Source organism: Streptomyces sp. NRRL S-244 (assembly GCF_000717915.1).
Taxonomy (GTDB): Bacteria; Actinomycetota; Actinomycetes; order Streptomycetales; family Streptomycetaceae; genus Streptomyces.
Genome location: NZ_JOCX01000003.1, coordinates 438,491 through 460,947, shown reverse-complemented (window position 1 = coordinate 460,947; position 22,457 = coordinate 438,491). Strand labels below are relative to the sequence as shown.

Genomic DNA, 22,457 nt, shown 5'->3' with positions numbered 1-22,457 from the left:
AGCGCATGACCGGCGACGCCTTCCGCGCGCTGTACGAGGAGCTGCGCGAGCGCAGCCCGCGCGCCCCCGATGACCGGCGCGGTGCGCTCGGCCACTTGACGCCCGAGCGGGTCGTGGCCGCCGCCTCAGAGGTCCGCTCCGGACGTACGGTCTCCCTGGCCGCGCCCATCGAAACCCTGCCCGGCCCGGACAATCCCGACCCGGCACGCCACCGGATGATCGCGCCCGCGGCCGGTGAGACCGGTGAGACCGGCGGCGACGGGCTGCACTTCGCACGCGACCGGTTCGCGATGAACGTGCACGGGGACGCGGACAGCCACCTCGACGCGCTGTGCCACGTGCTGTTCGACGGCGAGCTCTACAACGGCGTGCCGGCGAGCAGCGTGACGTCCGAGGGCGCCGGTGCGCTCACCGTCGAGGTCGTCCGGGACGGCATCGTCGGCCGTGGCGTGCTCCTGGACGTTCCGCGGCTGCGGGGCGTGCCCTGGCTGGAGCCCGGGGAGCACGTGACCGCCGCCGACCTCACGGCGGCGGAGGCGGCCCAGGGGGTCCGGGTCGGGCCGGGGGACGTGCTGTTCGTACGGGTGGGGCACCGCCCCCGGCGCGAGGAGCGCGGGGCGTGGAACGCCGCGCGGGCCCGGGCCGGCCTCCATCCCGAAGCCGTACGGTTCCTGGCCGACCGGCAGGTCGCCGCGCTGGGCTCGGACGGCAACAACGACACGGCCCCCAGCGCGGTGGACGGCGTCGGCTTTCCCGTGCACGTGCTGGCGGTGCACGCCATAGGGCTGCACCTGATGGACTACCTGCAGTTCGAGGAGCTGACCCGGGCGTGCGCCCGCGCGGGCCGGTGGTCCTTCCTGTGCATGGTGGCGCCGCTCAGGCTTCCGTCGGCCACCGGCTCGCCCGTCAACCCGATCGCCGTCCTGTGACGGCCCGGCGCTTCGTACGGCCTTCGTGCGGTCGCCGTACCCGGGAAGGAGGGATACGTTCGAAGGGGTGGGGTGGCTGCCGTGTCTCGGCGGCGCGCAGAGAGAGGACCCGGTGACAGAGCGGGCCCGCGAGCGCAAGGACGGTGGTCGCCGTGGGCGACACCCCGCACTACGACGTCGTCATCATCGGCACCGGCGCCGGCGGCGGTACGCTCGCCCACCGGCTCGCCCCGTCCGGAAAGCGGGTACTCATCCTCGAACGGGGTGACTACCTCCCCCGCGAGCGGGACAACTGGGACTCCACCGCGGTGTTCGTGAAGGGCAAGTACCGTGCCCCGGAGTTCTGGCTGGACAAGAACGGCGAGGAGTTCCCGCCCGAGGTCAACTACTACGTCGGCGGCAACACCAAGTTCTACGGCGCCGCCCTCTTCCGGCTGCGGCCCGAGGACTTCGGGGAGCTGCGCCACCACGACGGGCTGTCGCCGGCCTGGCCGATCCGGTACGAGGACCTGGAGCCGTACTACACCGAGGCCGAGCACCTGTACAAGGTGCACGGACGCCACGGGGAGGACCCGTGGGAGGGTCCGTACAGCGCCCAGTACGCCTATCCGCCGGTCGAACACGAGCCGCGGATCCAGCAGCTGAGCGACGACCTGGAGAAGCAGGGCCTGCACCCGTTCCACCTGCCCATCGGCGTCGACCTGAGCCAGGACGAGAACGGGCGGGCGACCAGCTCCAGCGTCTGCATCCGCTGTGACCGCGTGGACGGTTTCCCCTGCCTGGTGCGCGCCAAATCGGACGCCCAGGTGATCTGCGTGGAGCCCGCCCTGCGGCACCCGAACGTCGAGATGATCACCAATGCCCGGGTGGTCCGGCTGGAGACCGACCCGACCGGACGCAGCGTCAGCACGGTCGTGACCCGGAGCGAGGACGGGGTCGAGACCCCCTATTCCGCGGACATCGTGGTCGTCGCCTGCGGGGCGGTCAACTCGGCGGTGCTGCTCCTGGCCTCGGCAAACGACCGCCACCCCGGCGGGCTGGCCAACAGCTCCGGCGTGGTCGGCCGGCACTACATGCGACACAACAACCTTGCCCTGATGGCCATTTCGAAGGAGCCCAACGGCACGAAGTTCCAGAAGACCCTGGCCCTGCACGACTGGTACCTCGGCGCCGACGACTGGGACTACCCGTTGGGCGGCATCCAGATGCTCGGCAAGTCGGACGCCGACCAGATCCACGGGCAGGCGCCGCGCTGGGCGGGCGCCGTGACCCCCGACATGCCCTTCGAGGTCATGGCCCACCACGCGGTCGACTTCTGGCTGTGCGGCGAGGACCTTCCGCTCCCCGACAACCGGGTCACCGTCGACGGCGACGGCACCATCCGTCTCGTGCTCGACGAAAAGAACAACATCGAGGGGCTGAAACGCCTGCGGCACAAGCTCCAGGGCATGCTCGGCCGTCTGGGGATGCACGAGCACCATCTCCTGTCGCGCAGCATCTACCTCCACAAGGGGATGCCGATCGGCGCCACGGCGCACCAGGCCGGCACCGTACGGTTCGGCGACGACCCGGCCACCTCCGCCCTGGACGTGAACTGCAAGGCCCACGACCTCGACAACCTGTACGTCGTCGACACGAGCTTCTTCCCGAGCATCGGCGCGGTCAATCCGTCCCTCACGGCGATCGCGAACGCCCTGCGGGTGGGCGACCACCTGGTGGAACGGCTGAGCTGACCCCGCAGGTTCCTCCGACCGGGCGTCGATGCTCGGCCGCGTGGCCCAAGACCGCCTCGCCCGGGACGCCGATTCCCCCGAGGGGTGCTTTGGTGGCGTCGGGCCCTGCCGGGCCGCGGTCCGGCGGACCGGACCGGGCATTCGAGGAGGCAGTCGATCGTGAGTTCCACCGAGGGTGTACCGCGGGGAGTGATCCCCGCCCACCTGCTCAAAGGTCAGAAAGCACTGGTCACCGGCGCCAACAGCGGGATCGGAAAGGCCACGGCCATCGGCCTGGGCCGGGCCGGCGCCGATGTGGTCGTGAACTACGTGGCGGGCAAGGAAGATGCCGAGAAGGTGGTCGAGGAGATCGCCTCGTTCGGCGTGCGCGCCGCCGCGTACGAGGCGGACGTGTCCCAGGAGGACCAGGTCGTGGCCATGATGGACCGGATGGTCCAGGAGTTCGGCACGATCGACATCCTGGTCGCCAACGCCGGACTGCAGCGCGACGCCCCCTTCGAGGAGATGACGCTCGCCCAGTGGCAGAAGGTGCTGGACGTCAACCTCACCGGCCAGTTCCTCTGCGCGCGGGAGGCGACGAAGGAGTTCCTGCGGCGCGGCGTCGTCCCGGAGGTGTCCCGGGCGGCCGGAAAGATCATCTGCATGAGCTCCGTCCACCAGATCATTCCCTGGGCCGGGCACGTGAACTACGCCTCCTCCAAGGGGGGCGTGCAGATGATGATGGCGACCCTGGCCCAGGAACTCGCGCCCAGGAAGATCCGGGTGAACGCGATCGCTCCCGGAGCCATCAAGACCCCGATCAACCGGAGCGCGTGGGAGACGCCACAGGCCCGGGAGGATCTGCTCAAGCTGATCCCGTACGTGCGCATCGGCGACCCCGAGGACATCGCCCACGCGGCCGTGGCCCTCGCCTCCGACCTCATGGACTACGTCGTGGGCACCACGCTCTACGTGGACGGCGGGATGACCCTCTTCCCCGGCTTCGCCACCGGCGGCTGAGCGACCTGCGACCTGTCATCCCGAGCGCCGAAGGAACGTATGCACACCACGCTCCATCTGCTGGCGGCGGACGCCCCCGCCCAAATGCTCCCGGCCAGGGAGCTCATGGCGTTCACCCTCGCCTCCCACATCATCCTCGTGCCGATGGGAGTGGCGCTGCCGCTCATCACCCTCGTCATGCACTACCGCGGCCTGCGCAAGAACGACGCCACGGCCCTGCTGCTGGCCCGGCGCTGGTCGGCCGTGATGGCGGTGCAGTTCGCGATCGGCGTCGTCACCGGAACCGTGCTGTCGTTCGAGTTCGGCCTGCTCTGGCCGGGGCTGATGGGCAAGTGGGGGGATGTCTTCGGCATCGGGTTCGGTGTCGAGGCCTGGGCGTTCTTCCTCGAAGCGGTGCTCATCGCCATCTACCTGTACGGCTGGCGCAGGCTGAAGCCCCGCACCCACTTCCTGCTCGGGCTGCCGCTGCCGGCCACGGCGCTCCTGGGGGCCTTCGGCATCCTGGCCGCCAACTCGTGGATGAACACCCCCCAGGGGTTCACGCTCGACGCCCAGGGCAACCCGGTCGACGTGAACGTCTGGAAGGCCATCTTCACCCCGATGTTCGGGCCCCAGTACTGGCACTTCGTGGTGGCGATGCTGGTGACGGCGGGCTACGTCGTCGCGGGCGTGTACGCCGTCGGGTGGCTGCGCGGCCGCCGGGACCGCTACCACCGGCTCGGCTTCACGGTCCCCTTCACCCTCGCCGCGGTGGCCACTCCGGTGCAGTTCATGCTGGGGGACTCGATCGCCCGGCAGGTGTTCCAGAAACAGCCCGTGAAGTTCGCGGCGATGGAGATCGTCTGGGAAACCGACACCCACGTCCCGGAGTACCTGTTCGGCCGGCTCCATCCGGACGGCACGGTCTCCGGCGGTATCAAGGTCCCCCAGCTCGACTCCATCCTGGCCGGGTTCAGCCCGGACACCAAGGTGACCGGGCTGACCTCCGTACCGGCGAGTGACCGCCCGAACGCCACGCAGGCCACGATCGCCCACTGGGCCTTCGACATCATGGTCGTGATCGGAAGCCTGCTCCTGCTCCTCGCCCTCTGGTACGGCCTGGTCTGGCTGCGCCGTCGCCGGCTGCCCCGCTCCAAGTGGTTCTACCGCAGCGCGGCCTGCGCCGGCGTCGGCTCCGTCGTCGCCGTCGAATGCGGCTGGATCACGACCGAGGTGGGGCGCCAGCCCTGGATCGTCTACCAGAACATGCGCGTCGCGGAGGCCGTCACCTCGACCCGCTCCACCACCCTCTGGATCATGTTCGGGCTGGTGGTCGTGGTGTACGTGGCCGTCTTCGGGGCGTTCCTCGTGGTGCTGCTGAAGCTGCGCGACCGCTGGCGCCTGGCCGACGAGCAGGCGGACGGGCGGCCGGGGGAAGCACCCGAGGCGGTCACCCCCTACGGTCCGCGCCCTGCCGTCCCGGCCGGTGACGTCCCGTCCTCGGGAGACGGCGGCTCCACCCCGTCCGGGGGAGGCGGTACGTGATGGCCGACCTCGTCGCTTTCGTGATGCTGCTGGCCGTGGCCGCGTACGCCTGCGCCGGCGGGACCGACTACGGGGCGGGCTTCTGGGACCTGACGGCCGGCGGAGCCGAGCGCGGCAAACGCCCCAGATGGCTGATCGACCACGCCATGGCGCCCGTGTGGGAGGTCAACAACGTCTGGCTGATCTTCGTCTTCATCCTCATGTGGACCGGGTTCCCCGTGCTGTTCGAGACGGTGTTCACCGCGATGTGGCTCCCCCTGGCGCTGGCCGCCCTCGGCATGGTCCTGCGCGGCGCCGGGTTCGCCCTGCGCAAACCCAGCCGTCGGCTCGCCCGGCGGCGCCTCTACGGGGCCGTGTTCGCGATCGCCTCCCTGCTCACCCCGTTCTTCCTCGGGGCGGCCGTCGGCGGCGTCGCCTCCGGCCGGGTCGCGCCGGGTACGGAGGCCTCGGCGGACGCGTGGGCCAACCCCACGTCCCTGCTGTTCGGGCTGCTCACCGTCGCCGCGACCGCACTCCTCGGCGCCGTGTTCCTGACCGCCGACGCCGCGCGCTTCGACGCGCCCGACCTGGTCGGCTATTTCCGGATCCGCGCCCTCGGGGGTCTCGTCGCGGTCGCCCTGTTGGCCGTGGGCGTGCTCCTGGTCACCCACGGCGACGCCCCCTACGTCTGGCACGGACTGACCCACGGTGCGGGGCTCGCCCTCGTGATCGTGTCCGCGGTGTTCTTCGCGGCCACGGGACTGCTCGTGCTGCGGGGGCAGACGCACTGGGCCCGCTTCAGCGCCGTCGGCATCGTGGCCGCGGCCGTCTTCGCCTGGGGGCTCGCACAGCGCCCCTACCTCATCCCCACGTCCCTGACGGTGGCGGACGCCGCGGGCGATTCCCAGACGCTGGTCTGGCTGTCGGTGGTCAGCCTCGTCGCCGTGCTGCTCGTCGCCCCGGCCGTCTTCTTCCTCTACTGGATGGACACCCACGGTGAGCTGGAACCCCTCACCGAATCCGACCTGCGGCGGTCCGGCCCCACGAGGGGTGACGTGGTCGACGGCGACTGAGCTCGCGGCGCCGCGCCGTCCCCGCTGCCGCGTTCCCGCCCACTGCCGGGAACGCGGCCGCCGGAACCTCGTCGAGTCCCTCATCGCGCCCGTGCGGGGAGGAAGGAATCCGCTGTGAGCGAGAACGACGTCCTCCTCGGCATCGCCCTGACCGTGGCCCTGGCCGCCGTCTGCCAGATCCTTGCCGGCAAGCTGCGCATCCCGGCGCTGATCCTGCTGCTGCCGGTCGGGTTCGCCGCGGGCGCCCTGACCGACGTCATCCATCCGGACCAGCTGATCGGGGACGATTTCTCCGCCCTCGTGTCGCTGTCCGTGGCGGTGATCCTCTACGACGCCGGTCTCGGCCTCGACCTGCGCAACCTCACCGGCCAGACGCGCGCGATCGTGGGCAGACTGCTGTTCTTCGGGGTGGCCATCACCTTCCTGGCCGTCTGCGCCGTCGGTCCGGCCCTGTTCGGCATGTCGCTCAGGGTGGCCGCGATGGTGGGCATGATCCTCGTCGTGTCGGGTCCCACGGTCGTGGGGCCCCTGCTCCAGTACGTGCGGCCCACGGACAAGGTGCGGCGCCTGCTGATCTGGGAAGGGACGCTGACCGACCCGATCGGCGCCATCCTCGGAGCAGTCGTCTTCCACGCCATCGACACGACGCACCGGATCGACATCGGCCGGGGCTACCAGCTGGGCCAGTTCCTCATCAGCATCGCGGTCGGCCTCGTGGGCGGATGCGTGGGGGTCGCGCTGCTGTGGCTGACCCTGCGCGTGCTCCGGCTCGGCGAGGCGCTCGGCACGCTGGCGCAACTGGCCACGGTGATCGCCGTGTCGGCGGGCTGCGACATCGTCCGCGACGACACCGGGCTCATCGCCGCCATCGTCATCGGCATGGCCGCCGCCAACATCCGGGGCTTCGACATGCCCGCGCGCCGGCCCTTCTTCGAGACACTGGTCCAGCTGATCATCGGTCTGCTGTTCATCTCCATCTCGGCCAGCGTCACCCCGGCCTCCCTGACGCCCGTGCTCCTGCCCACGCTCGTCCTCGTCGCGTTTCTCGTCCTCGTGGTGCGGCCGCTCGTGGCCTTCGTCGCCACCATGGGCAAGGACATGACCAAGGGGGAACGGGCGTTCACGGGCTGGATGGCTCCGCGCGGCATCGTCGCGGCCTCCACCGCCGCGGCCTTTTCCGCAAGCCTCGTCCAACTGGGCCTGCGCGGTGCCTCCAAGATCCTTCCCATCACCTTCCTGGTGATCGTCTCCACGGTCGTGCTGTACGCCCTGACCGCCGGCCCCATGGCCCGGCGGCTCCGCGTCGCCCAACCGAACCTCACCCGGCCGCTGCTCGTGGGCGGCGCTCCGTGGGCGATCGCGCTGGCACGAGCCCTGCGGTCGGCGGGGCTGGACGTACAGATGTGGGCGGGACTGGGCGAGGAACGCGAACGGATCAAGGAAGCCGGAATCAAGCTGGCCAGAGGAGATCTGCTGGCAACGGCCACCAACCCCCGGGCGCGGCTGGAGGGGGTCAACGCCGTCTACCTGCTGACCGATGACGACGACTTCAACGCGCTCGCCTCGGTGGTGGTCCAGGACAACGTCGAGGGCCCCGTCTACCGGGTGGGACCGCCGCACGAGAGCCACGGTGTCGTCGCGCCCTACACGGGCGGCGCCGTCCTGTTCGGCGGCTCACTCGTCAGACACGTCCTGGCGGCGCGGTACGAACGGGGCGCGCGGTTCCTGGTGCGGCCCGCCTCCGATCCCGTCCCGCCGGGGCACGAGAAGCTGTTCGTGGTCACCGCCGGGGGCCGGCTGGATCCGGTCGACGAGACGCAGCCCGTGCCCCCGCACGAGGGCGACCTCGCGGTCCTGCTCGGCCCCGTTCCGCCGGACACCCCCTAGTCGCCGCCTAGCCGGCGCCCTGTTGCAAGCGGTTCAGGGTGTCGTCCAGCGTGATGGCCGCATCGATGAGCGCGAGATGGGTGAAGGCCTGCGGGAAGTTGCCGAGCTGACGGCCCGTCAGGGCGATCTCCTCGGAGAACAGCCCCAGGTGGTTGGCGTACGTCATCATCTTCTCGAGCACCAGCCTGGCCTGATCGGCCCGCCCGGCCCGCGCCAGGGCGTCGACGTACATGAAGGTGCACAGGGAGAAGGTCCCCTCGGATCCCCGCAGCCCGTCGGGGGAGGCCTCGGGGTTGTAGCGGTAGACCAGGCTGTCGGTGACCAGCTCCCGGTCCATCGCATCCAAAGTGGACGTCCACATCGGGTCCTCGGGCGTGATGAACCCGACCGTCGGCATCCGCAGCAGCGAGGAGTCGAGCACATCGCTCCCGTAGTGCTGGACGAACGCCTTGCGGCCCGGGTCCCAGCCCTTCGCCAGGACCTGTTCGTAAATGTTGTCGCGCTCGGCGGCCCAGCGGGCGCTCTCGGCCGGCCGGCCGTGGGCGACCGCCAGCCGCAGCGCGCGGTCGAACGCGACCCAGGACATCACCCGGCCGTAGGTGAAGTGCTGGCGCCCGCCGCGGGTCTCCCACAGCCCCTCACCGGCCTGGTCCCAGTGGTCCACGAGCCATTCGAGCAGCGTGCGCAGCGATGACCAGCCGTGGACGTCCAGGTGGATGCCGTGCTGGTGGGCGAAGGAGATGCTGTCGAGCGCCTCACCGTAGATGTCCAGCTGCAACTGTGTCGCCGCGCCGTTGCCTATGCGCACCGGGGCGGATCCCTGGTACCCCTCCCAGTGGTCCAGGGTCTCCTCGTAGAGGTCGGAGGAACCGTCCACCCGGTACATGATGTTCAGCGGTCCCGTGTCGGTGTCGCGCCCGGCCTTCTCCTTCACCCGGTCGCTCAGCCAGCCGATGAACGCCCTCGCCTCATCGGTGAACCCCAGTCCCAGCAGGGCGTAGACGGAGAAGGACGCGTCTCGGATCCAGGTGAACCGGTAGTCCCAGTTGCGCTCGCCGCCCAGCTGCTCCGGCAGCCCCGCCGTGGGGGCCGCCACCAGGGCGCCGCTGGGCGCGTACGTCATCAGCTTCAGCGTCACGGCGGAGCGCTCCACGGTCTCGCGCCACCGGCCCGTGTACCGGGACTGGCGCAGCCACGACCGCCAGTACTCCCTGGTGGCGGCGAAGAGCTCCGTGAACTCGGCGACCCGGATCTCGCGCGGCGGCCCGTCCGCCGCCGACTCCATGACCAGCCCCCGCTGCTGTCCGGCCTCGAGCCCGAGCTCGACGCGCAGGTCTTGTTCGCCGGTGACGGTGTGTACCAGCCGGTCGTCCTCGGGCTCCCGCACCACGCTGAGGGTGAGTTCCAGGTCGTCCGAGGCGAACACCGCTCCGTTCGCGGTGACGTGCAGCGTGTGGGGCTTGCGGCCGTAGTCGAACCGTGGCGCGATGTCGACTTGGAAGGTCATGCTGCCCCGTACGCAGCGGAGCATGCGCACCAGGCGGTGGCGGTCGGTGGCTGTCGTCCCGGTCACCGGCATGAAGTCGACCACCTCGCCGGCACCGGCCTCGGTCATGAACCGCGTCACGAGGATCGCGGTGTCCGGGAGGTACAACTGCTTCGTGGTGTACGTGCTTTCCGTCGGTTTGACGGTGAAATGGCCGCCCTTCTCCCAGTCGAGAAGAGCACCGAACACGCTGGGTGAATCGAAACGCGGACAGCAGAACCAGTCGATCGTTCCGTCCGTGGTCACCAACGCCGCAGTCTGCAGATCACCGATCAGGCCATGGTTTTCGATCAGCGGGTAGTCAGCCATGGGAGAACCCCTTCCGACGCCACCCCATCAGCGTAAGCACAGGATTCCCGGCGGGCCTGCCGAGCGGGCCGCCCCTGCACCCGCCGGGAAACGGCTTTATCATTCACGGGTGCGGACGATGATGTCCTGGGCGGCCCGCTTCCGGTTGCGGCAGTACGCCAAGGCGAGCCTGTGGATCGTCCCCCTGATCGGGCTCCTGCTGGGGGCCCTGCTCGCCGAATGGGTCGCCGGCGTGGACGGAGCGGGCTGGCTGCCGGGCACCTGGCAGTACTCAGCCTCGACGGCGAGCACGGTGCTCAGCTCGGTCGTCGGGTCCATGGTCGCGCTGCTGGGGTTCGTCGTGACCATCGGCGTACTCGTCGTCCAGCAGGCCACGGGAACCCTGTCCCCGCGCTACATGCGCCTGTGGTACCGAGACCGGCTGCAGAAGGCCGTGCTGGCCACGTTCACCGGGACGTTCGCCTTCGCCTACTCCCTCCTGCGCGGCATCGAGTCGGACTCCGTCCCCAACCTGGGGGTGAGCCTGTCCGGCGTGGCCGTCTCCGTCAGCCTCATGCTGCTGCTCATCTACCTCAACCGGTTCACCCACAACCTCCGGCCCGTGGCCATCGCCGACCTGGTGGGGCGTCTGGGCGAGAAGGTGCTCGGCCAGGGTACGGAGCGCCTCCGTCGCCATGCGGCGCGCGAGGGGGCCTCCCTGCCGCACGCCGGTCCGGTGACCCCCATCCGCTCCGAACGCGGCGGAGTGATCCAGGCGTTCGACGCGGCGGGGCTGATCGCCGCCGCCTCCCGCGACGACTGCGTCCTCGTACTGGCCCACCAGATCGGCGACTTCGTACCGCCCGGCACCACCCTGGTGGAGGTGCACGGCTCCGCGCCGTCGCCCGATCCGCGCCGGGTGACCGGACTCGTCGCCCTCGGGACCGAGCGCACCATCGAGCAGGACCCCGCCTTCGCCCTGCGCATCCTCGTCGACATCGCCATCCGCGCCCTCTCTCCCGCCGTGAACGACCCCACGACCGCCGTACAGGTGCTCAACCACATCGACACGTTCCTGCACACGGTCGGCCGGGCCCGGTTGCGCGATCAGTACGTGCTCGGCGACGACCAGGGCCGGCCGCGGCTGGTGGTGCCGGGCCGCACCTGGGAGGACTACCTCCAGGTCGGTGTCACCGAGATCCGCGAGTACGGGGCCACGTCCCTCCAGGTGTGCAGGCGGCTCCGCGCGCTGCTGGAGGACCTGCTGGAGACCCAGTCGGCGGAGCGCCTGCCGGCCGTACGCGCACAGCTCGTCCTCCTCGACGAAGCCGTCCGGCGGACGTTCACCGACCCCGCCCGGCGCGCCGCCGCGCAGACCGCCGACCGGCAGGGCGTCGGCGGTGGGCGGCGTCCCCGGAGCGGACCCTCCCGATGAGCCGGCCGTTCACTCGTCCGGACGCGTAATGCTCGCGCCCGGCCGCTCCGCGGGGTCCGCTGCAAGGTGAACCCTCATGGGCAGGAGAGGACGTGTCATGACGGACGAAGGTGCCAGCGCCCCCGGCGGGGAGCCCCCACGCGAGCCCGGCTCGGACGCGGAGCGCTCTGAACTCGAACGGCTGCGCGCCCGGGTGGCGGCGCTGGAGGCCGACAAGGCCGACAAGGCGGCCCGCGCGCCCCGGCACCGGTGGAAGTCGTTCTTCGCCGCCCTGCTCATCGTCATCGGCTGTGTGCTCGCCCCGCTCGCGGCCGTCGCGGCGTGGACGTCGAGCGTGGTCGGCGACACGGACCGCTACGTGGCGACGGTCGCCCCGCTCGCCTCCGACCCGGACGTCCAGGCCGCGGCGGCCAACAGGGTCACCAACGCGGTGATGGAGCACATCGACCTCAAGTCCCTGCTGGAAGGCGTCGGGCCCGACGACCGGCCACTCGTGGAGAAGGCACTCGGCAAACTCGGCGACTCGCTGGAGAACGCCGTCCGCAGCTTCGTCCACGACAAGGCGCAGGACGTCATCGCCTCCGAGACCTTCGAGCGGATCTGGACCGAGGCCAACCGCCGGATCCACACCGCGGTCGACAAGGCCCTCACGGGCAGCGGCGGGGGCGCCGTGAAGATCAACAACGACTCGGTGACCGTCGACCTGGGCCCGGTCGTCGACCAGGTGAAACAACGCCTCGTCGACGAGGGAATGACGGTGGCCGCGAAGATCCCCGAGGTGCACACCGACTTCACCGTCCTGCGGGCGGACGACATCGGCAAGGTCAAGACCTATTTCCGTCTCCTGCAGATCGCCGGCAACTGGCTGCCGGTGCTCTCGGTGCTGCTGATCGCCGCCGGTGTGCTCCTCTCCCGCCACCGGCGCCGCGTTCTCGTGACGGCGGCGCTCGCCTTCGCCTTCGCCACGCTCATGCTCGGGGTCGCTCTGACCGTCTTCCGCGTGGTGTACCTGAACGCGCTGCCGGACAGCGTCTCGCAGCCCGCGGCCGGCAGTGTGTACGACGCGTTGACGCACTACCTCCGCACGACGGTCCGGATGGCCGTGACGCTCGGCGTGGTGATCGCGCTGGCCGCCTGGCTGACCGGCCCCGGCCGCTGGGCCACGTTCGTACGGCAGATGTGGCACTCGGGCATCGGCGCCGCCCGCTCCACGGCGGACCGGGCGGGCCTGCGGACCGGCCCGGTGGGCCCGTTCGTCCGCCGTTACCGCACGTGGATCACCTGGATCCTGGTCGCCGCGGCCGTGCTGACCCTCGTGCTGTGGAACTACCCGACCGGCTGGGTCATCGTCGGCATCGCACTCGTGTTCCTCTTCGTGATGGCAGTGGCGGACTTCCTCGGGGAGAACGGGACCGACCGGCCCACGGCCCGGGCGGGAGTGCACGAACCGCCGCCCCGGTGACACGGTCGTCGGCTCAGGCCCGGCGGAACGCCGTCGACGTGACACCGTTGACCGTGGTGTCACCCTGCTGGAATCCGATGCCGACCGACTCCGTGAGCGGATACGGATAGTTGAGTTCCGGCGCGGTCAGGGCGCTCAGCTCGGCGAGCTGGGACGGCTCCAGGGTCACGGCCGCCGAGGCCATGTTCTTCTCCAGCTGGTCGAGGTTCCGTGCTCCGACCAGCACCGAGGTGACCGGCTGCTGTTGGCGCACCCAGGCCAGGGCCGCCGCGGCGACCGTCGTACCGAGGTCGTGCGCGATGCGCTCCAGAACGTCCAGTACCGCGAAGGTGTCCTCGGTCAGCAGCGGAGCCGCGTAGCCGGCCCGCCCGGATCCCGGAGCCGTGGTGCGGGTACGGGAGTACTTTCCCGACAGCACCCCGGAGGCGAGCGGGCTCCAGGGGGTGATGCCCAGCCCGAACGCGCGGGCGGCGCCGAACTGCTCGCCCTCCACGGTACGCGCCAGCAGCGAGTACTCGACCTGGAGCGCGGCCACGCACTCCCAGCCGCGCAGCCGCGCGGTCGTCGCGGCCTGGGCCACCCACCAGGCGGGCGTGTTCGACAGTCCGACGGCGCGGACCTTGCCCGCACGGACCAGGTCGTTCAGGGTCGACAGCGTCTCCTCCAAGGGAGTGTGCCGGTCCCACATGTGCATCCAGTACACGTCCACGTAGTCGGTGCGCAGGCGCCGGAGCGACGCGTCCAACTGCGCGAGGACGGCCTTGCGCCCGGCGCCGCCCGCGTTCGGGTCCGAGGGGTCAGGCGTCGCGCCGAACTTGGTGGCCAGCACCACGCGGTCGCGGACCCCGGGCCGGCCCGCGAAGTACGAGCCGAGCGTCTCCTCGGACGCCCCGCCGTTGTACTGGTTCGCGGTGTCGATGAAGTTCCCGCCCTCCTCCAGATAGCGGTCGGTGATCGCGAAGGACTCCTCCTGAGAGGACCCCCAGCTTTCGTCGCCGAACGTCATCGCGCCCAGCGCCAGAGGACTCACCCTCAGCCCCGAGCAGCCGAGCGTGACGTACGAACCGAGCAACGCCATGCGTGTGCCACCTCCTCTTCCTGTCGACCGGAGCCGGCCGACGAACCGTCACCATGAGACTCGATCCCGCGCCGTATCCGTGGAAGGCCGTGCCGCAGGGGGTACCGCGCTCCTGGGAACGGACCGGGTGGGCCGGTCCGGCGGTGAGCTCGTCGCCCTGCCGTGGCTACCATGGGCGTTTGATCGGTCGCGTGCTGTAACGGAGGCGTCATGCGCGGTCCATTGTCCGGCGGGGAGTTCGAGCAGGGGGTTCCCCCTCTGGGACTCGATGAGATCACTTCGCGGCCTACGGTCTTGAAGTGCATGGGCCGCAGCTACAGTGCGGCGAGATCCGGCGGCGCGGTCGTCATCCAGGACGTCACGGACATCACCCACCCGCTTCCCCTGGGCAGGGCCGAGCAGAGTTCGGGCGCCCTCTGGAGCGTTCACACTCCGCGGGGCCTGCTCGCCGGTCGTACGGACGGGACGCTGCACGCGATCGCGGCGCTGCGGGAAGTGACCTGGCCGCCTCGTGATCCCGGCCCGCAGGGAGGATAGGGCCACGGGGCCGACGGCACCGCGCGGGGCGCTGCCGCGATTGGCCGAGCTGACGCACTCCCCAGTCCGCAGCCAGTGGAAACGCGGCCCGCGGGCCGCGCCGGGCGCCGCCCGCCGCGGCCCCCGTCCGCCCGGCAGACGGGACCGGCCGTGACCACCTCCACGCACACCGCGGCCCCCCAGTCCGGAGAGCGCAGCCTCTCCCTGGCCGAGGCGTTCGCGGCGGCGCGAGCCGCTGCCGCAAGGGCCTGTACCGCGCCGTGCGCAGGGGTCTGCGGAGGTTCCGGACCTGGACCACCCACGTACTGCATGCCGGTAGCGCAGCGTGACGCTTCTGGTACGTCTTGCCGGCCTGCGGGTATGGCGAACGTCGAGGACTGCCGCCTGACCTCGACCTCCCGCGAACCGGAGAAGCCCGACATGACCGAGAAGAGTGCCCCTCCCGTCCTGGAGCCCGCTGCCACCGCCCTCGCGCAGGCCACGGCGAATCCGCCGTTCCTGTTCCAGCTGCCGCCGGCCGAGGGCCGCAAGGCCTTGGACGAACTCCAATCGGGTGAAATCGCCAAGCCCGATGTGGACGAGGAATGGGTGACCGTCCCCGGCGGCCCCACCGGCGAGGTGAAGGCGCGGATCGTCCGCCCGCCGGGGGCGTCCGGCCCGCTGCCGGTGATCGTCTACATCCACGGCGCCGGCTGGGTGTTCGGCAACGCCCACACCCACGACCGCCTCGTCCGTGAGCTCGCGGTCGGAACCGGCGCCGCCGTGGTCTTCCCCGAGTACGACCTCTCGCCCGAGCACCGCTACCCCGTCGCGATCGAGCAGAACTGGACCGTCGCCCGCTGGGTCGTCACCGACGGGGCGGCGCACGGCCTCGACGCCACCCGGATCGCCGTCGCAGGCGATTCGGTCGGCGGGAACATGGCCATCGCCCTGACCCTGATGGCCAAGGAACGCGGGGGGCTGGACCTGCGTCAGCAGGTCCTCTTCTACCCCGTCACCGACGCCGCCTTCGACACGGGCTCCTACCACCAGTTCGCCGAGGGCCACTACCTGCGCCGCGACGGCATGCAGTGGTTCTGGGACCAGTACACCACCGACCCCGCCGAGCGCGCCCAGATCACCGCCTCACCCCTGCGCGCCACCACCGGGCAGCTCACCGGCCTGCCCCCGGCCCTGGTCATCACCGCGGAGGCCGACGTCCTGCGCGACGAGGGCGAGGCCTACGCCGACAAGCTGCGCGGCGCCGGAGTCCCCGTCACCGCCGGCCGCCAGAAGGGCATCATCCACGACTTCGTCATGCTCGACTCCCTGCGCGAGACCCGCGCCGCCGAAGCCGCCATCAGCCAGGCCGTCAGCACCCTGCGCACCGCACTCGGCACCGCCTGAGCGGTCCGGATCCCGCCCGGCGCACCGTTCGCCGGGTTTGCGATCCGGCGGGGCGGCCTGGACGGAGGGCCGCCCCGCGGGGAGGGAAGGTAGGGGATCCCTTCAGGCGGTGTGGCCGACGAGGAGGCCGGCGAGCTTGTTGAGGCGCTTGACCGTGCGGTCCTCGGTGGCGGCCGGGGCCGGGGCGACGCGCTCGGAGCGGTCGTAGTACGCGCCGTTGACGATCTCGGTCGCCGGGTCGCAGAGGCGTACGACGTGGGCCGCGCCCTCGGCGGCCGGCGCGCCTTCGTGTCCGTAGAGGGGGAGGAGGCCGGTCTCGCAGACGCCCGGGTTCACGGAGACGGCGGTGACGCGCGGGTCGGCGGCGAAGACGGTCAGCGCCAGCTGCGACTGCGCGTACGCGGCGAGGCGGGCGTAACGGCGCATGCGCTGCGGGTCGTTCCACTGGATCGCGCCGGTGCGGTGGAGCGAGGAGGATACGTTGACGACCCGGCCGCCGGGGTCACTGGTCAGGGCCGGCTCCAGGAGGTTGGTGAGGAGGTAGTGGGCCAGGAAATTGACCTGGAAGGCGATCTCGTTGCCGTCCGTCGTGAGCGTGTGCCGTTCGGGGGCGGCCATGGCGGCGTTGTTGACCAGCGCGTGCAGCAGGGGGTGGTTCCGTACGACCGCGTGGGCCATGTTCTCGACCTCCTCCAGGCGGGAGAAGTCGGCGGCGAGCGGGTGCAGGAGAGCGCCGTCGATGCCCGCCGTGGCGATCAGGCGGTCGGCGGCGGCCCGGGCCTCCTCGGGGGTGCGCCCGTGGAGGAGGACGCAGGCGCCGCTCTCGGCGAGCATGCGGGCGGCTTCGAAGCCGATGCCGGAGGTGGCCCCGGTGACGAGGACGGTACGGCCGGACAGGGTGGAGGACATGTGTGATTCCTGGATGCAGGCATGACGCAGACGCCCGGCACCCGGCACCGGCGTGGAGCGCGGGGCGTGGGGCGTGGGCTCAGGTCATGCGGGGAAAGGGTGGACTCCTACGGCGCCGCCGCCACGGGCTTCATCGGGCCCGAGTCAGGTACGTGGAGTGGATGACGCGCGGCCGGATTCAGACGGCCGTGCGGGCAGCGGGCGCTGCCGGCGGCACCGTATTCGGTGGCCGGTCTTCGTGGCGCGGACCGCTGTTCATGGCCCCATCCCAGCGGATCGGCACGGCTCCGGGCAAGAAGCCGGGCCTGGCCTTGACGGGCTTCCGACGGGCTCCTGACGGGCTCCTGACGTGCGGCGATGCCGCAGGCAGGTCAGCGGCGGTGCAGGGTGTGCTTTCGTGGCGTGGCCTCGTTTGACCTGTTTGACCTTGACACGGTGACAAGGTCTTCACTGCGGTCGGGTACGGCCTGGCCCGGCAGGGGTCCGGGCATGAGGGGAGTGGGCGTTGTTGATCGGTGAGGTGGCCAGGCGGTCGGGGGTCAGCGCCCGCATGCTCAGGCACTACGACTCGCTGGGCCTGGTGCGGCCGACGGGACGCACCGGCTCCGGGTACCGGGAGTACTCCGACGAGGACATCCGGCGGATCTTCCACGTCGAGAGCCTGCGCTCCCTGGGCCTGTCGCTGCGCGACGTCGCCCGCGCTCTGGACGACCCGGGGTTCCGGCCCTCGGACCTCGTGGACGACCTCATCCGCCAGACCCGGGAACGCATCGCCGTCGAGACGGCGCTGCTCACGCGCCTGCGCCGGATCGGCGCCGCGGAACCGGCCGGCTGGGAGGAGGCTCTCCAGACCGTCGCGCTCCTGCACGCGCTGGGCTCGGAGAACGCCGGGAAACGCCAGCGCGCGGCGCTGACGTGGGCCGAAGCGGCGCCGCTGCCGGTGGATGCCCTCGTCGAGGCGGCGCTCGGCGAGACGGATCCGAACGTCGCCGGAGCCCTTCGCTGGGCCGTGGCCCAATCGGGCGATGGCGCGCTGGAGCTGCTGGCGCAGGGCCTGGCCTCGCCGGCGGCCGAGGTACGGGAGCGGGCGGTCCGGTCCATCGCGGAGATTCCGGGCGAACAGGCGGTCACTCTGCTGCGGGGCGCCCTCACGAGCCCCGACACCACGGTCCGCAGCCATGCGGCCCTCGCGCTCGCAGCGGCCGGAGCGGGCGATGCAGCCGGAGCAGCCGAGGTGATCCCCGTACTCGTCGACATGATCGTCGAGGGTACGAGCGACGTCGATGCGGCCGACGCGCTGAGCGCGCTGGCCGGCCGCCCCGAGCCGGCCGAACGGATCGCCACCGCACTCGTTGCCCGCCTCCCGTACGGCGCCGACGCATCACCCGCGCGCCGACGGCTCACCCAGGCCCTCGCGGACATCCCGGGAACCACCGCCACGCGCGCTCTCACCGGCCTCTCACACGACGAAGACCCGGCCGTCGCGCTCACCGCGACGTACATCCTCACCCTCCGCGCCGCGCGATGACGGATCCTGCGGAGCCGCATCGATCCGGTCACCCTGGCGGACCGTTCGGCAAACGGGGGGTGGCCGCGACCTGGGCGGCAGGTCCGGGAGGTCGCGTCACGCCGGTCCACGCACCGCGCTCCCGCACGGCGTGGGCCTGCGGGCACTCGGCGGGAGCTGCGCGAATACCCCTCACGTAACCGATATGCGAACGAACTGTCCGTAAATCGACCGCCGATGTGCGGCGGGCCTTCACACCTGGCAGGGTCAGCCCCAGTTGAGCGATGCATGAAAGCCGTAGTGCATCCGAATGCCTTCGAATCGAAAGTGAGTCGTCTCATGCGTCACCGCTTAGCCACCGTCTCCGCCGCCGCTCTCCTCTGCTTCGCCGGCGCCACGGGTGTGGCGGAGGCGAGCCCTGCGAGCCTGTACGCCCCCTCCGCCATGGTCTTCGCCATCACCCAGGGGGACGCCGCCGCCACGGGTACGGTCCTGCGGGCGACCGTCCTCAGCTGCGCCTACACCGCCGAGGGCACGCACCCCGCCCCCAGGGCCGCCTGCGACGCCCTGGGCGCCACCGGCGGCGAGTTCAACCGCCTGCTGGCCGCTCCGAATCCGGACCGGGCGTGCCCGATGCACTACGACCCCGTCACCGTCACCGCGGACGGCGTATGGCGCGGTGCCCACGTCGCGTGGAAGCACACCTTCCCCAACGCGTGCGCGATGTCCGCGACCCTGAACGGCAACCCGGTCTACGCGTTCTGACGCCGGGAGGTCGTGCGCCACGCGCGGCGACCGTGCGCCGGCGCCCGGGGGGACGGGACGCCGGCGCGCGGCCGCCGATCTCGGCGGGTCGCCGCCCCGCTCGAAACGGCGACCCGCCGACGTTCACGCGTATGGCCCATGGCCGGAGGCTCAAACAAGAAGAACCGGGGAAAATGCGGCGCCCGGCCTGCGCCATGCCGGCACCTTCCGGCATGGCCACGGCAAACCCTGGGCACCGCCGCGCGGGATGGTCCGGTTTCGCCTAGTTTGGGGACCGTCGAGATTTCATTCCCGCACCAAGGAGTTCACCATGGCTGACAAGGGAAAGATGGACCAGGCCAAGGGCAAGGCCAAGGAGGCCGTCGGCAAGGTCACCGGCAACGACCGGATGAAGGCCGAGGGCAAGACGGACCAAGCCAAGGGCAAGACGAAGGAAGCCCTGAGCGAGGCCGAGAAGCGCGCCCGCGGCATCCAGGACTCCCTGCGCGACAAGACCTGACGCCGCCCGGCGAGCGCCCTCGGCCTCGCGGGTGAGCAAGGACGCGGCCCCCGGCGCCTCGGCGTCGCGGGGCCGCGTCCCGTTCCCGACGGACACCCGTCGCGGGTTCGGGAGAGTGCGGGTGCGCGTTTGTTCAAGAAGCGGGCGCGGAGGCGGTTCCAGGATGGGGGCGTCCCGGCAGCCGCCGGGCGGTACCTCGTGAAGGGACGCATCCCGTGTTCGACACGCGCAAGGCGACGTTCGGCGTCGTCGCGGCAGGAACGCTCGCGGCTTCCGCGCTCCTCGGCACACCCGCCGGAGCGGCCACCGCCCCCGTCGCCGACGCCACGGCCCGCCACGCCTCGTTCGAGGGACGGACCCTGGACCTGTCCGGCGACTGGGGCGAGGCCAGGGTCTGCATGGTGTGGCAGGGCCGCGGGGCGGTGGAGTGCTTCCGTACGGCCGCCGAACAGGAGGCGCGGGCCGGGCAGTTGCGCGCCACCGCCACCACGCGGCAGGTCCTCGCCGCCTGCTCCACCCCGCTGGACCTGTACCAGTACACGGACAAGGGGGGCCGCGACCTGAAGTTCTACGACCGCGGGTACTGGCAGAACCTCTCCGCGTACAGCTTCGACAACTCCACGTCCTCCTACTGGACCGGCGCCTGCACGGCGCACCTCGCGGAGAACGCGGGCGGCGGCGGGTACTGGTACCCGGGCAACACCGGCCCCAACCACATCGAGAACTCGATGCGCAGCGGCTGGGACAACCGGGTCAGCTCCATCAAGATCGACTGACCCGGCCGGGCAGCACGATGCTGGTCACCTGCCCGGTCACCCGGTCGACCCCGGCCGGGCCGGGCAGGTCGGCGCCGCGCTCCGACCGGAACCGCCGCGGCGAGCGCCCGCTCATCGCCTTGAACTCCCGGTTCATGTGGGCCTGGTCGCTGAACCCGCAGGCCGCGGCCACGTCGGCGAGCGGACGGCCGCCGTGGTTGACCAGCCACAGGGCGCGCTGGAAGCGCAGCACGCGCGCCGCGGTCTTCGGCGTCAGACCGATCTGCTCCCGGAAGAGGTACTCCAGCCGCCGCGTGCCGCGGCCGGTGCGTACCGCCAGTTCTCCGACCGGGAGGCTGCCACCGCTGCGGACCAACTCCCCCCACGCACGGCGCAGCGGCTCGGCGGCACACGCACCGGTCGCCTCGGTCCAGGTGCGGAGCGTGTCGTCGAGCAAGGCGAACCGCGGCTCCCACCCGACCGCGTCGTACAGGGCCTCGGCCAGCAGATCGGCCCGCCGGCCGAGGAGTTCACCCGGCTCGGCCATCCGGTCGGCCAGGTCGCTCATGGGCTGACCGAGGAGCCCGAACGCCGCCCACGGCGCGAGGAGCACCTCCACGCCCTCCACCCGGCCCGCGTGTTCACCGAGCGTGGGCCGGGTCTGGAGGCCGGAGAGCAGCGCGGTGTACGGGCGGGCGGTCGCGTCGCGCTGCGTGCCGAGCGTCACCCACACCGGGTCGGCGAGGTTGAAGACCAGCGAGACACAGGCGTCCGGCACCTCCAGCCGCCGGCGCCCGTACCCGAGATCCATGCGGTAGCCCCGGTACCCGCGCACACCCGGCCGGAGCCCCGGATGAGGCAGGCTGCGCACCACTTCCCACGTGCCGTGCGGGCAGGCGTCCCTGGCGACGGCCCGGGACGGGGGAGGTGAGCCGGACGGCATGTGACGCCTCCTTCGGCCCCGGGGCCGTTCGGCGGGGCCCGGTCAGTCCGCCGGCCGGCGGTGTGCCCCGTCTGCAAGGTGCACGCGGGCATCGGTGCCCCGCCACCCGCCGCTCCATGCGCCGCGCCCCCGGAAGGGCCGGAACACGACGCGGGGCGCCCGTATATTCCCGGCCGCACACGGGACTTGACGGCTACGGGGTCGGATCGGGTCCGTGGTGGCGGGGAGCCGGCGGCGGCGTGCGACCCTTCAGCCATGGATGTGATCTTTGCCGAGGACGAGAGTGCCGTACGCCGCTGCTGGCCCGTCTTCTCGCAGCTGCGGCCCCACTTGGACGAGGACGGGTTCGCCGAGCGCTGGCGGACGCAGACCGCGGAGGGCTACCGCATCGTCTACCTGGAGGAGGACGGCGAGGTGTGCGTCGTCGCGGGCTTCCGCATCATGCACACGATGATCTCGGGCCGCATCCTGTACCTCGACGACCTCGTCGCCGACGAGGCCGTCCGCGGCCGGGGCCTCGGCAGCCTGATGCTCACCGCCCTGAAGGCCGTCGCAACGGACGAGGGATGCGAGGAGTTCCACCTCGACACGGGCCACCAGCGCCACGCCGCCCACCGGACCTACCTGCGCAACGGCTTCCGGATCGACGCCCATCACGTCTCCATGAACCTGCGCTGACCGCGCCCCCCGACCTGCCACACCCTGCCCGGGCCCTCTGGCCCGGGCCCAGGTGCGCCCGTACCCTCTGCCCCATGATCGATTCACGTACCCATGTCCGCGTCGCCCGCCCCTCCCTCGACCTGAAGGCCGCCGAGCGGTTCTACGTCGAAGGGCTCGGCCTGGAAGTGCAGTGGCGCAGTGCCGAACGCACGCCAGGCGCGCACGATCTGCTCATGGTCGGACCGGCCGCCGGCGGATGGCACTTCGAGCTCACCCACGACCCCGACAACCCGATCGTGCCCGTCCCCACCGTGGACGACCTGTTCGTCGTCTACCTGGGCGCCGCGCCCGACGAGGAGCTCGTCCAGCGGCTCGTCGAGCACGGCGGCACGCGCGTCACCGCGCACAACCCCTACTGGGACGAGCACGGAGTCACCGTCGCCGACCCGGACGGCTACCGGCTGGTGCTCTGCTCCCGTACCTGGCCCTGACACGGCCGCGCGGGATTCCCGGGTTTCCCGGGGATCCCGCGGACGTGACTTTCTCTTACCCGGGCTCTCCGG

Annotated in this window: 20 protein-coding genes; 16 read left to right on the top strand and 4 right to left on the bottom strand. The window is 71.4% G+C overall.

From position 1 onward, the window contains the following. Window positions 1-5 precede the first annotated feature (5 nt). The 6 genes from IF02_RS0106030 (at window position 6) to IF02_RS0106005 (ending at window position 8,124) form a co-directional block, all read left to right on the top strand. A complete protein-coding gene (locus IF02_RS0106030; protein ID WP_030154212.1) occupies window positions 6-929 on the top strand; it encodes a cyclase family protein in 924 nt (307 codons plus the stop codon). A 152-nt stretch (window positions 930-1,081) separates the two neighbouring features. Next, a complete protein-coding gene (locus tag IF02_RS0106025) occupies window positions 1,082-2,662 on the top strand; it encodes a GMC oxidoreductase (protein WP_030154211.1) in 1,581 nt (526 codons plus the stop codon). Between the two features lie 204 nt (window positions 2,663-2,866). Continuing rightward, the gene (locus IF02_RS0106020; protein ID WP_051695890.1) at window positions 2,867-3,661 is read left to right on the top strand and encodes an SDR family oxidoreductase; all 795 of its coding nucleotides are present in this window, start codon (window positions 2,867-2,869) and stop codon (window positions 3,659-3,661) included. A gap of 39 nt (window positions 3,662-3,700) precedes the next feature. Continuing rightward, entirely contained in the window at window positions 3,701-5,185 is a 1,485-nt protein-coding gene (locus IF02_RS0106015) for a cytochrome ubiquinol oxidase subunit I (protein WP_030154209.1), read from the top strand. Then, complete coding sequence (locus IF02_RS0106010; protein WP_030154208.1) at window positions 5,185-6,237, top strand: cytochrome d ubiquinol oxidase subunit II; 1,053 nt, start codon at window positions 5,185-5,187, stop codon at window positions 6,235-6,237. The genes IF02_RS0106015 and IF02_RS0106010 overlap by 1 nt, the downstream gene beginning before the upstream one ends. A 114-nt stretch (window positions 6,238-6,351) precedes the next feature. Then, window positions 6,352-8,124, top strand: a complete 1,773-nt coding sequence (locus IF02_RS0106005; protein ID WP_030154207.1) for a cation:proton antiporter — start codon at window positions 6,352-6,354, stop codon at window positions 8,122-8,124. 7 nt (window positions 8,125-8,131) lie between these two features. On the opposite strand, the gene IF02_RS0106000 is transcribed toward IF02_RS0106005, so the two are convergent. Continuing rightward, a complete protein-coding gene (locus IF02_RS0106000) occupies window positions 8,132-9,979 on the bottom strand; it encodes a glycoside hydrolase family 15 protein (RefSeq protein WP_030154206.1) in 1,848 nt (615 codons plus the stop codon). 118 nt (window positions 9,980-10,097) lie between these two features. Between IF02_RS0106000 and IF02_RS0105995 the strand changes: the two genes are divergently transcribed. Together IF02_RS0105995 and IF02_RS0105990 are read left to right on the top strand one after the other, a co-directional pair. Continuing rightward, complete coding sequence (locus IF02_RS0105995) at window positions 10,098-11,393, top strand: DUF2254 domain-containing protein (RefSeq protein ID WP_030154205.1); 1,296 nt, start codon at window positions 10,098-10,100, stop codon at window positions 11,391-11,393. A 97-nt stretch (window positions 11,394-11,490) separates the two neighbouring features. Continuing rightward, entirely contained in the window at window positions 11,491-12,855 is a 1,365-nt protein-coding gene (locus IF02_RS0105990) for a hypothetical protein (RefSeq protein ID WP_234318103.1), read from the top strand. A gap of 13 nt (window positions 12,856-12,868) precedes the next feature. Here the strand turns inward: IF02_RS0105990 and IF02_RS0105985 are convergent, their stop codons facing one another. Beyond that, the gene (locus IF02_RS0105985; protein ID WP_030154203.1) at window positions 12,869-13,933 is read right to left on the bottom strand and encodes an aldo/keto reductase; all 1,065 of its coding nucleotides are present in this window, start codon (window positions 13,931-13,933) and stop codon (window positions 12,869-12,871) included. Window positions 13,934-14,236: 303 nt separating this feature from the next. Between IF02_RS0105985 and IF02_RS0105980 the strand changes: the two genes are divergently transcribed. Next, window positions 14,237-14,470 carry a hypothetical protein gene (locus tag IF02_RS0105980; RefSeq protein WP_158708460.1) on the top strand — a complete coding sequence of 78 codons (234 nt, stop codon included), beginning with the start codon at window positions 14,237-14,239 and terminating at the stop codon, window positions 14,468-14,470. Between the two features lie 420 nt (window positions 14,471-14,890). Next, on the top strand, window positions 14,891-15,856 hold the full coding sequence (locus IF02_RS0105975; RefSeq protein WP_030154201.1) for an alpha/beta hydrolase: 966 nt from the start codon (window positions 14,891-14,893) through the stop codon (window positions 15,854-15,856). A 102-nt stretch (window positions 15,857-15,958) separates the two neighbouring features. Here the strand turns inward: IF02_RS0105975 and IF02_RS0105970 are convergent, their stop codons facing one another. Beyond that, complete coding sequence (locus tag IF02_RS0105970; RefSeq protein WP_030154200.1) at window positions 15,959-16,765, bottom strand: SDR family NAD(P)-dependent oxidoreductase; 807 nt, start codon at window positions 16,763-16,765, stop codon at window positions 15,959-15,961. Window positions 16,766-17,270: 505 nt separating this feature from the next. Between IF02_RS0105970 and IF02_RS0105960 the strand changes: the two genes are divergently transcribed. The 4 genes from IF02_RS0105960 (at window position 17,271) to IF02_RS0105945 (ending at window position 20,312) form a co-directional block, all read left to right on the top strand. Then, on the top strand, window positions 17,271-18,293 hold the full coding sequence (locus IF02_RS0105960; RefSeq protein WP_030154199.1) for a MerR family transcriptional regulator: 1,023 nt from the start codon (window positions 17,271-17,273) through the stop codon (window positions 18,291-18,293). 318 nt (window positions 18,294-18,611) lie between these two features. After that, the gene (locus tag IF02_RS0105955) at window positions 18,612-19,037 is read left to right on the top strand and encodes a subtilase-type protease inhibitor (RefSeq protein ID WP_030154198.1); all 426 of its coding nucleotides are present in this window, start codon (window positions 18,612-18,614) and stop codon (window positions 19,035-19,037) included. Between the two features lie 310 nt (window positions 19,038-19,347). Beyond that, window positions 19,348-19,536 carry a CsbD family protein gene (locus IF02_RS0105950; protein ID WP_030154197.1) on the top strand — a complete coding sequence of 63 codons (189 nt, stop codon included), beginning with the start codon at window positions 19,348-19,350 and terminating at the stop codon, window positions 19,534-19,536. Between the two features lie 215 nt (window positions 19,537-19,751). Continuing rightward, the gene (locus IF02_RS0105945) at window positions 19,752-20,312 is read left to right on the top strand and encodes a hypothetical protein (RefSeq protein ID WP_030154196.1); all 561 of its coding nucleotides are present in this window, start codon (window positions 19,752-19,754) and stop codon (window positions 20,310-20,312) included. Here IF02_RS0105945 and IF02_RS35385 read toward each other — a convergent pair. Continuing rightward, on the bottom strand, window positions 20,299-21,234 hold the full coding sequence (locus tag IF02_RS35385; RefSeq protein ID WP_051695856.1) for a helix-turn-helix domain-containing protein: 936 nt from the start codon (window positions 21,232-21,234) through the stop codon (window positions 20,299-20,301). The genes IF02_RS0105945 and IF02_RS35385 overlap by 14 nt on opposite strands. A 255-nt stretch (window positions 21,235-21,489) precedes the next feature. On the opposite strand from IF02_RS35385, the gene IF02_RS0105935 reads away from it, so the two are divergent. Both IF02_RS0105935 and IF02_RS0105930 read left to right on the top strand, forming a co-directional pair. Then, a complete protein-coding gene (locus IF02_RS0105935) occupies window positions 21,490-21,912 on the top strand; it encodes a GNAT family N-acetyltransferase (protein WP_030154194.1) in 423 nt (140 codons plus the stop codon). Between the two features lie 74 nt (window positions 21,913-21,986). Continuing rightward, window positions 21,987-22,385, top strand: a complete 399-nt coding sequence (locus IF02_RS0105930; RefSeq protein ID WP_030154193.1) for a VOC family protein — start codon at window positions 21,987-21,989, stop codon at window positions 22,383-22,385. Window positions 22,386-22,457: the final 72 nt, after the last annotated feature.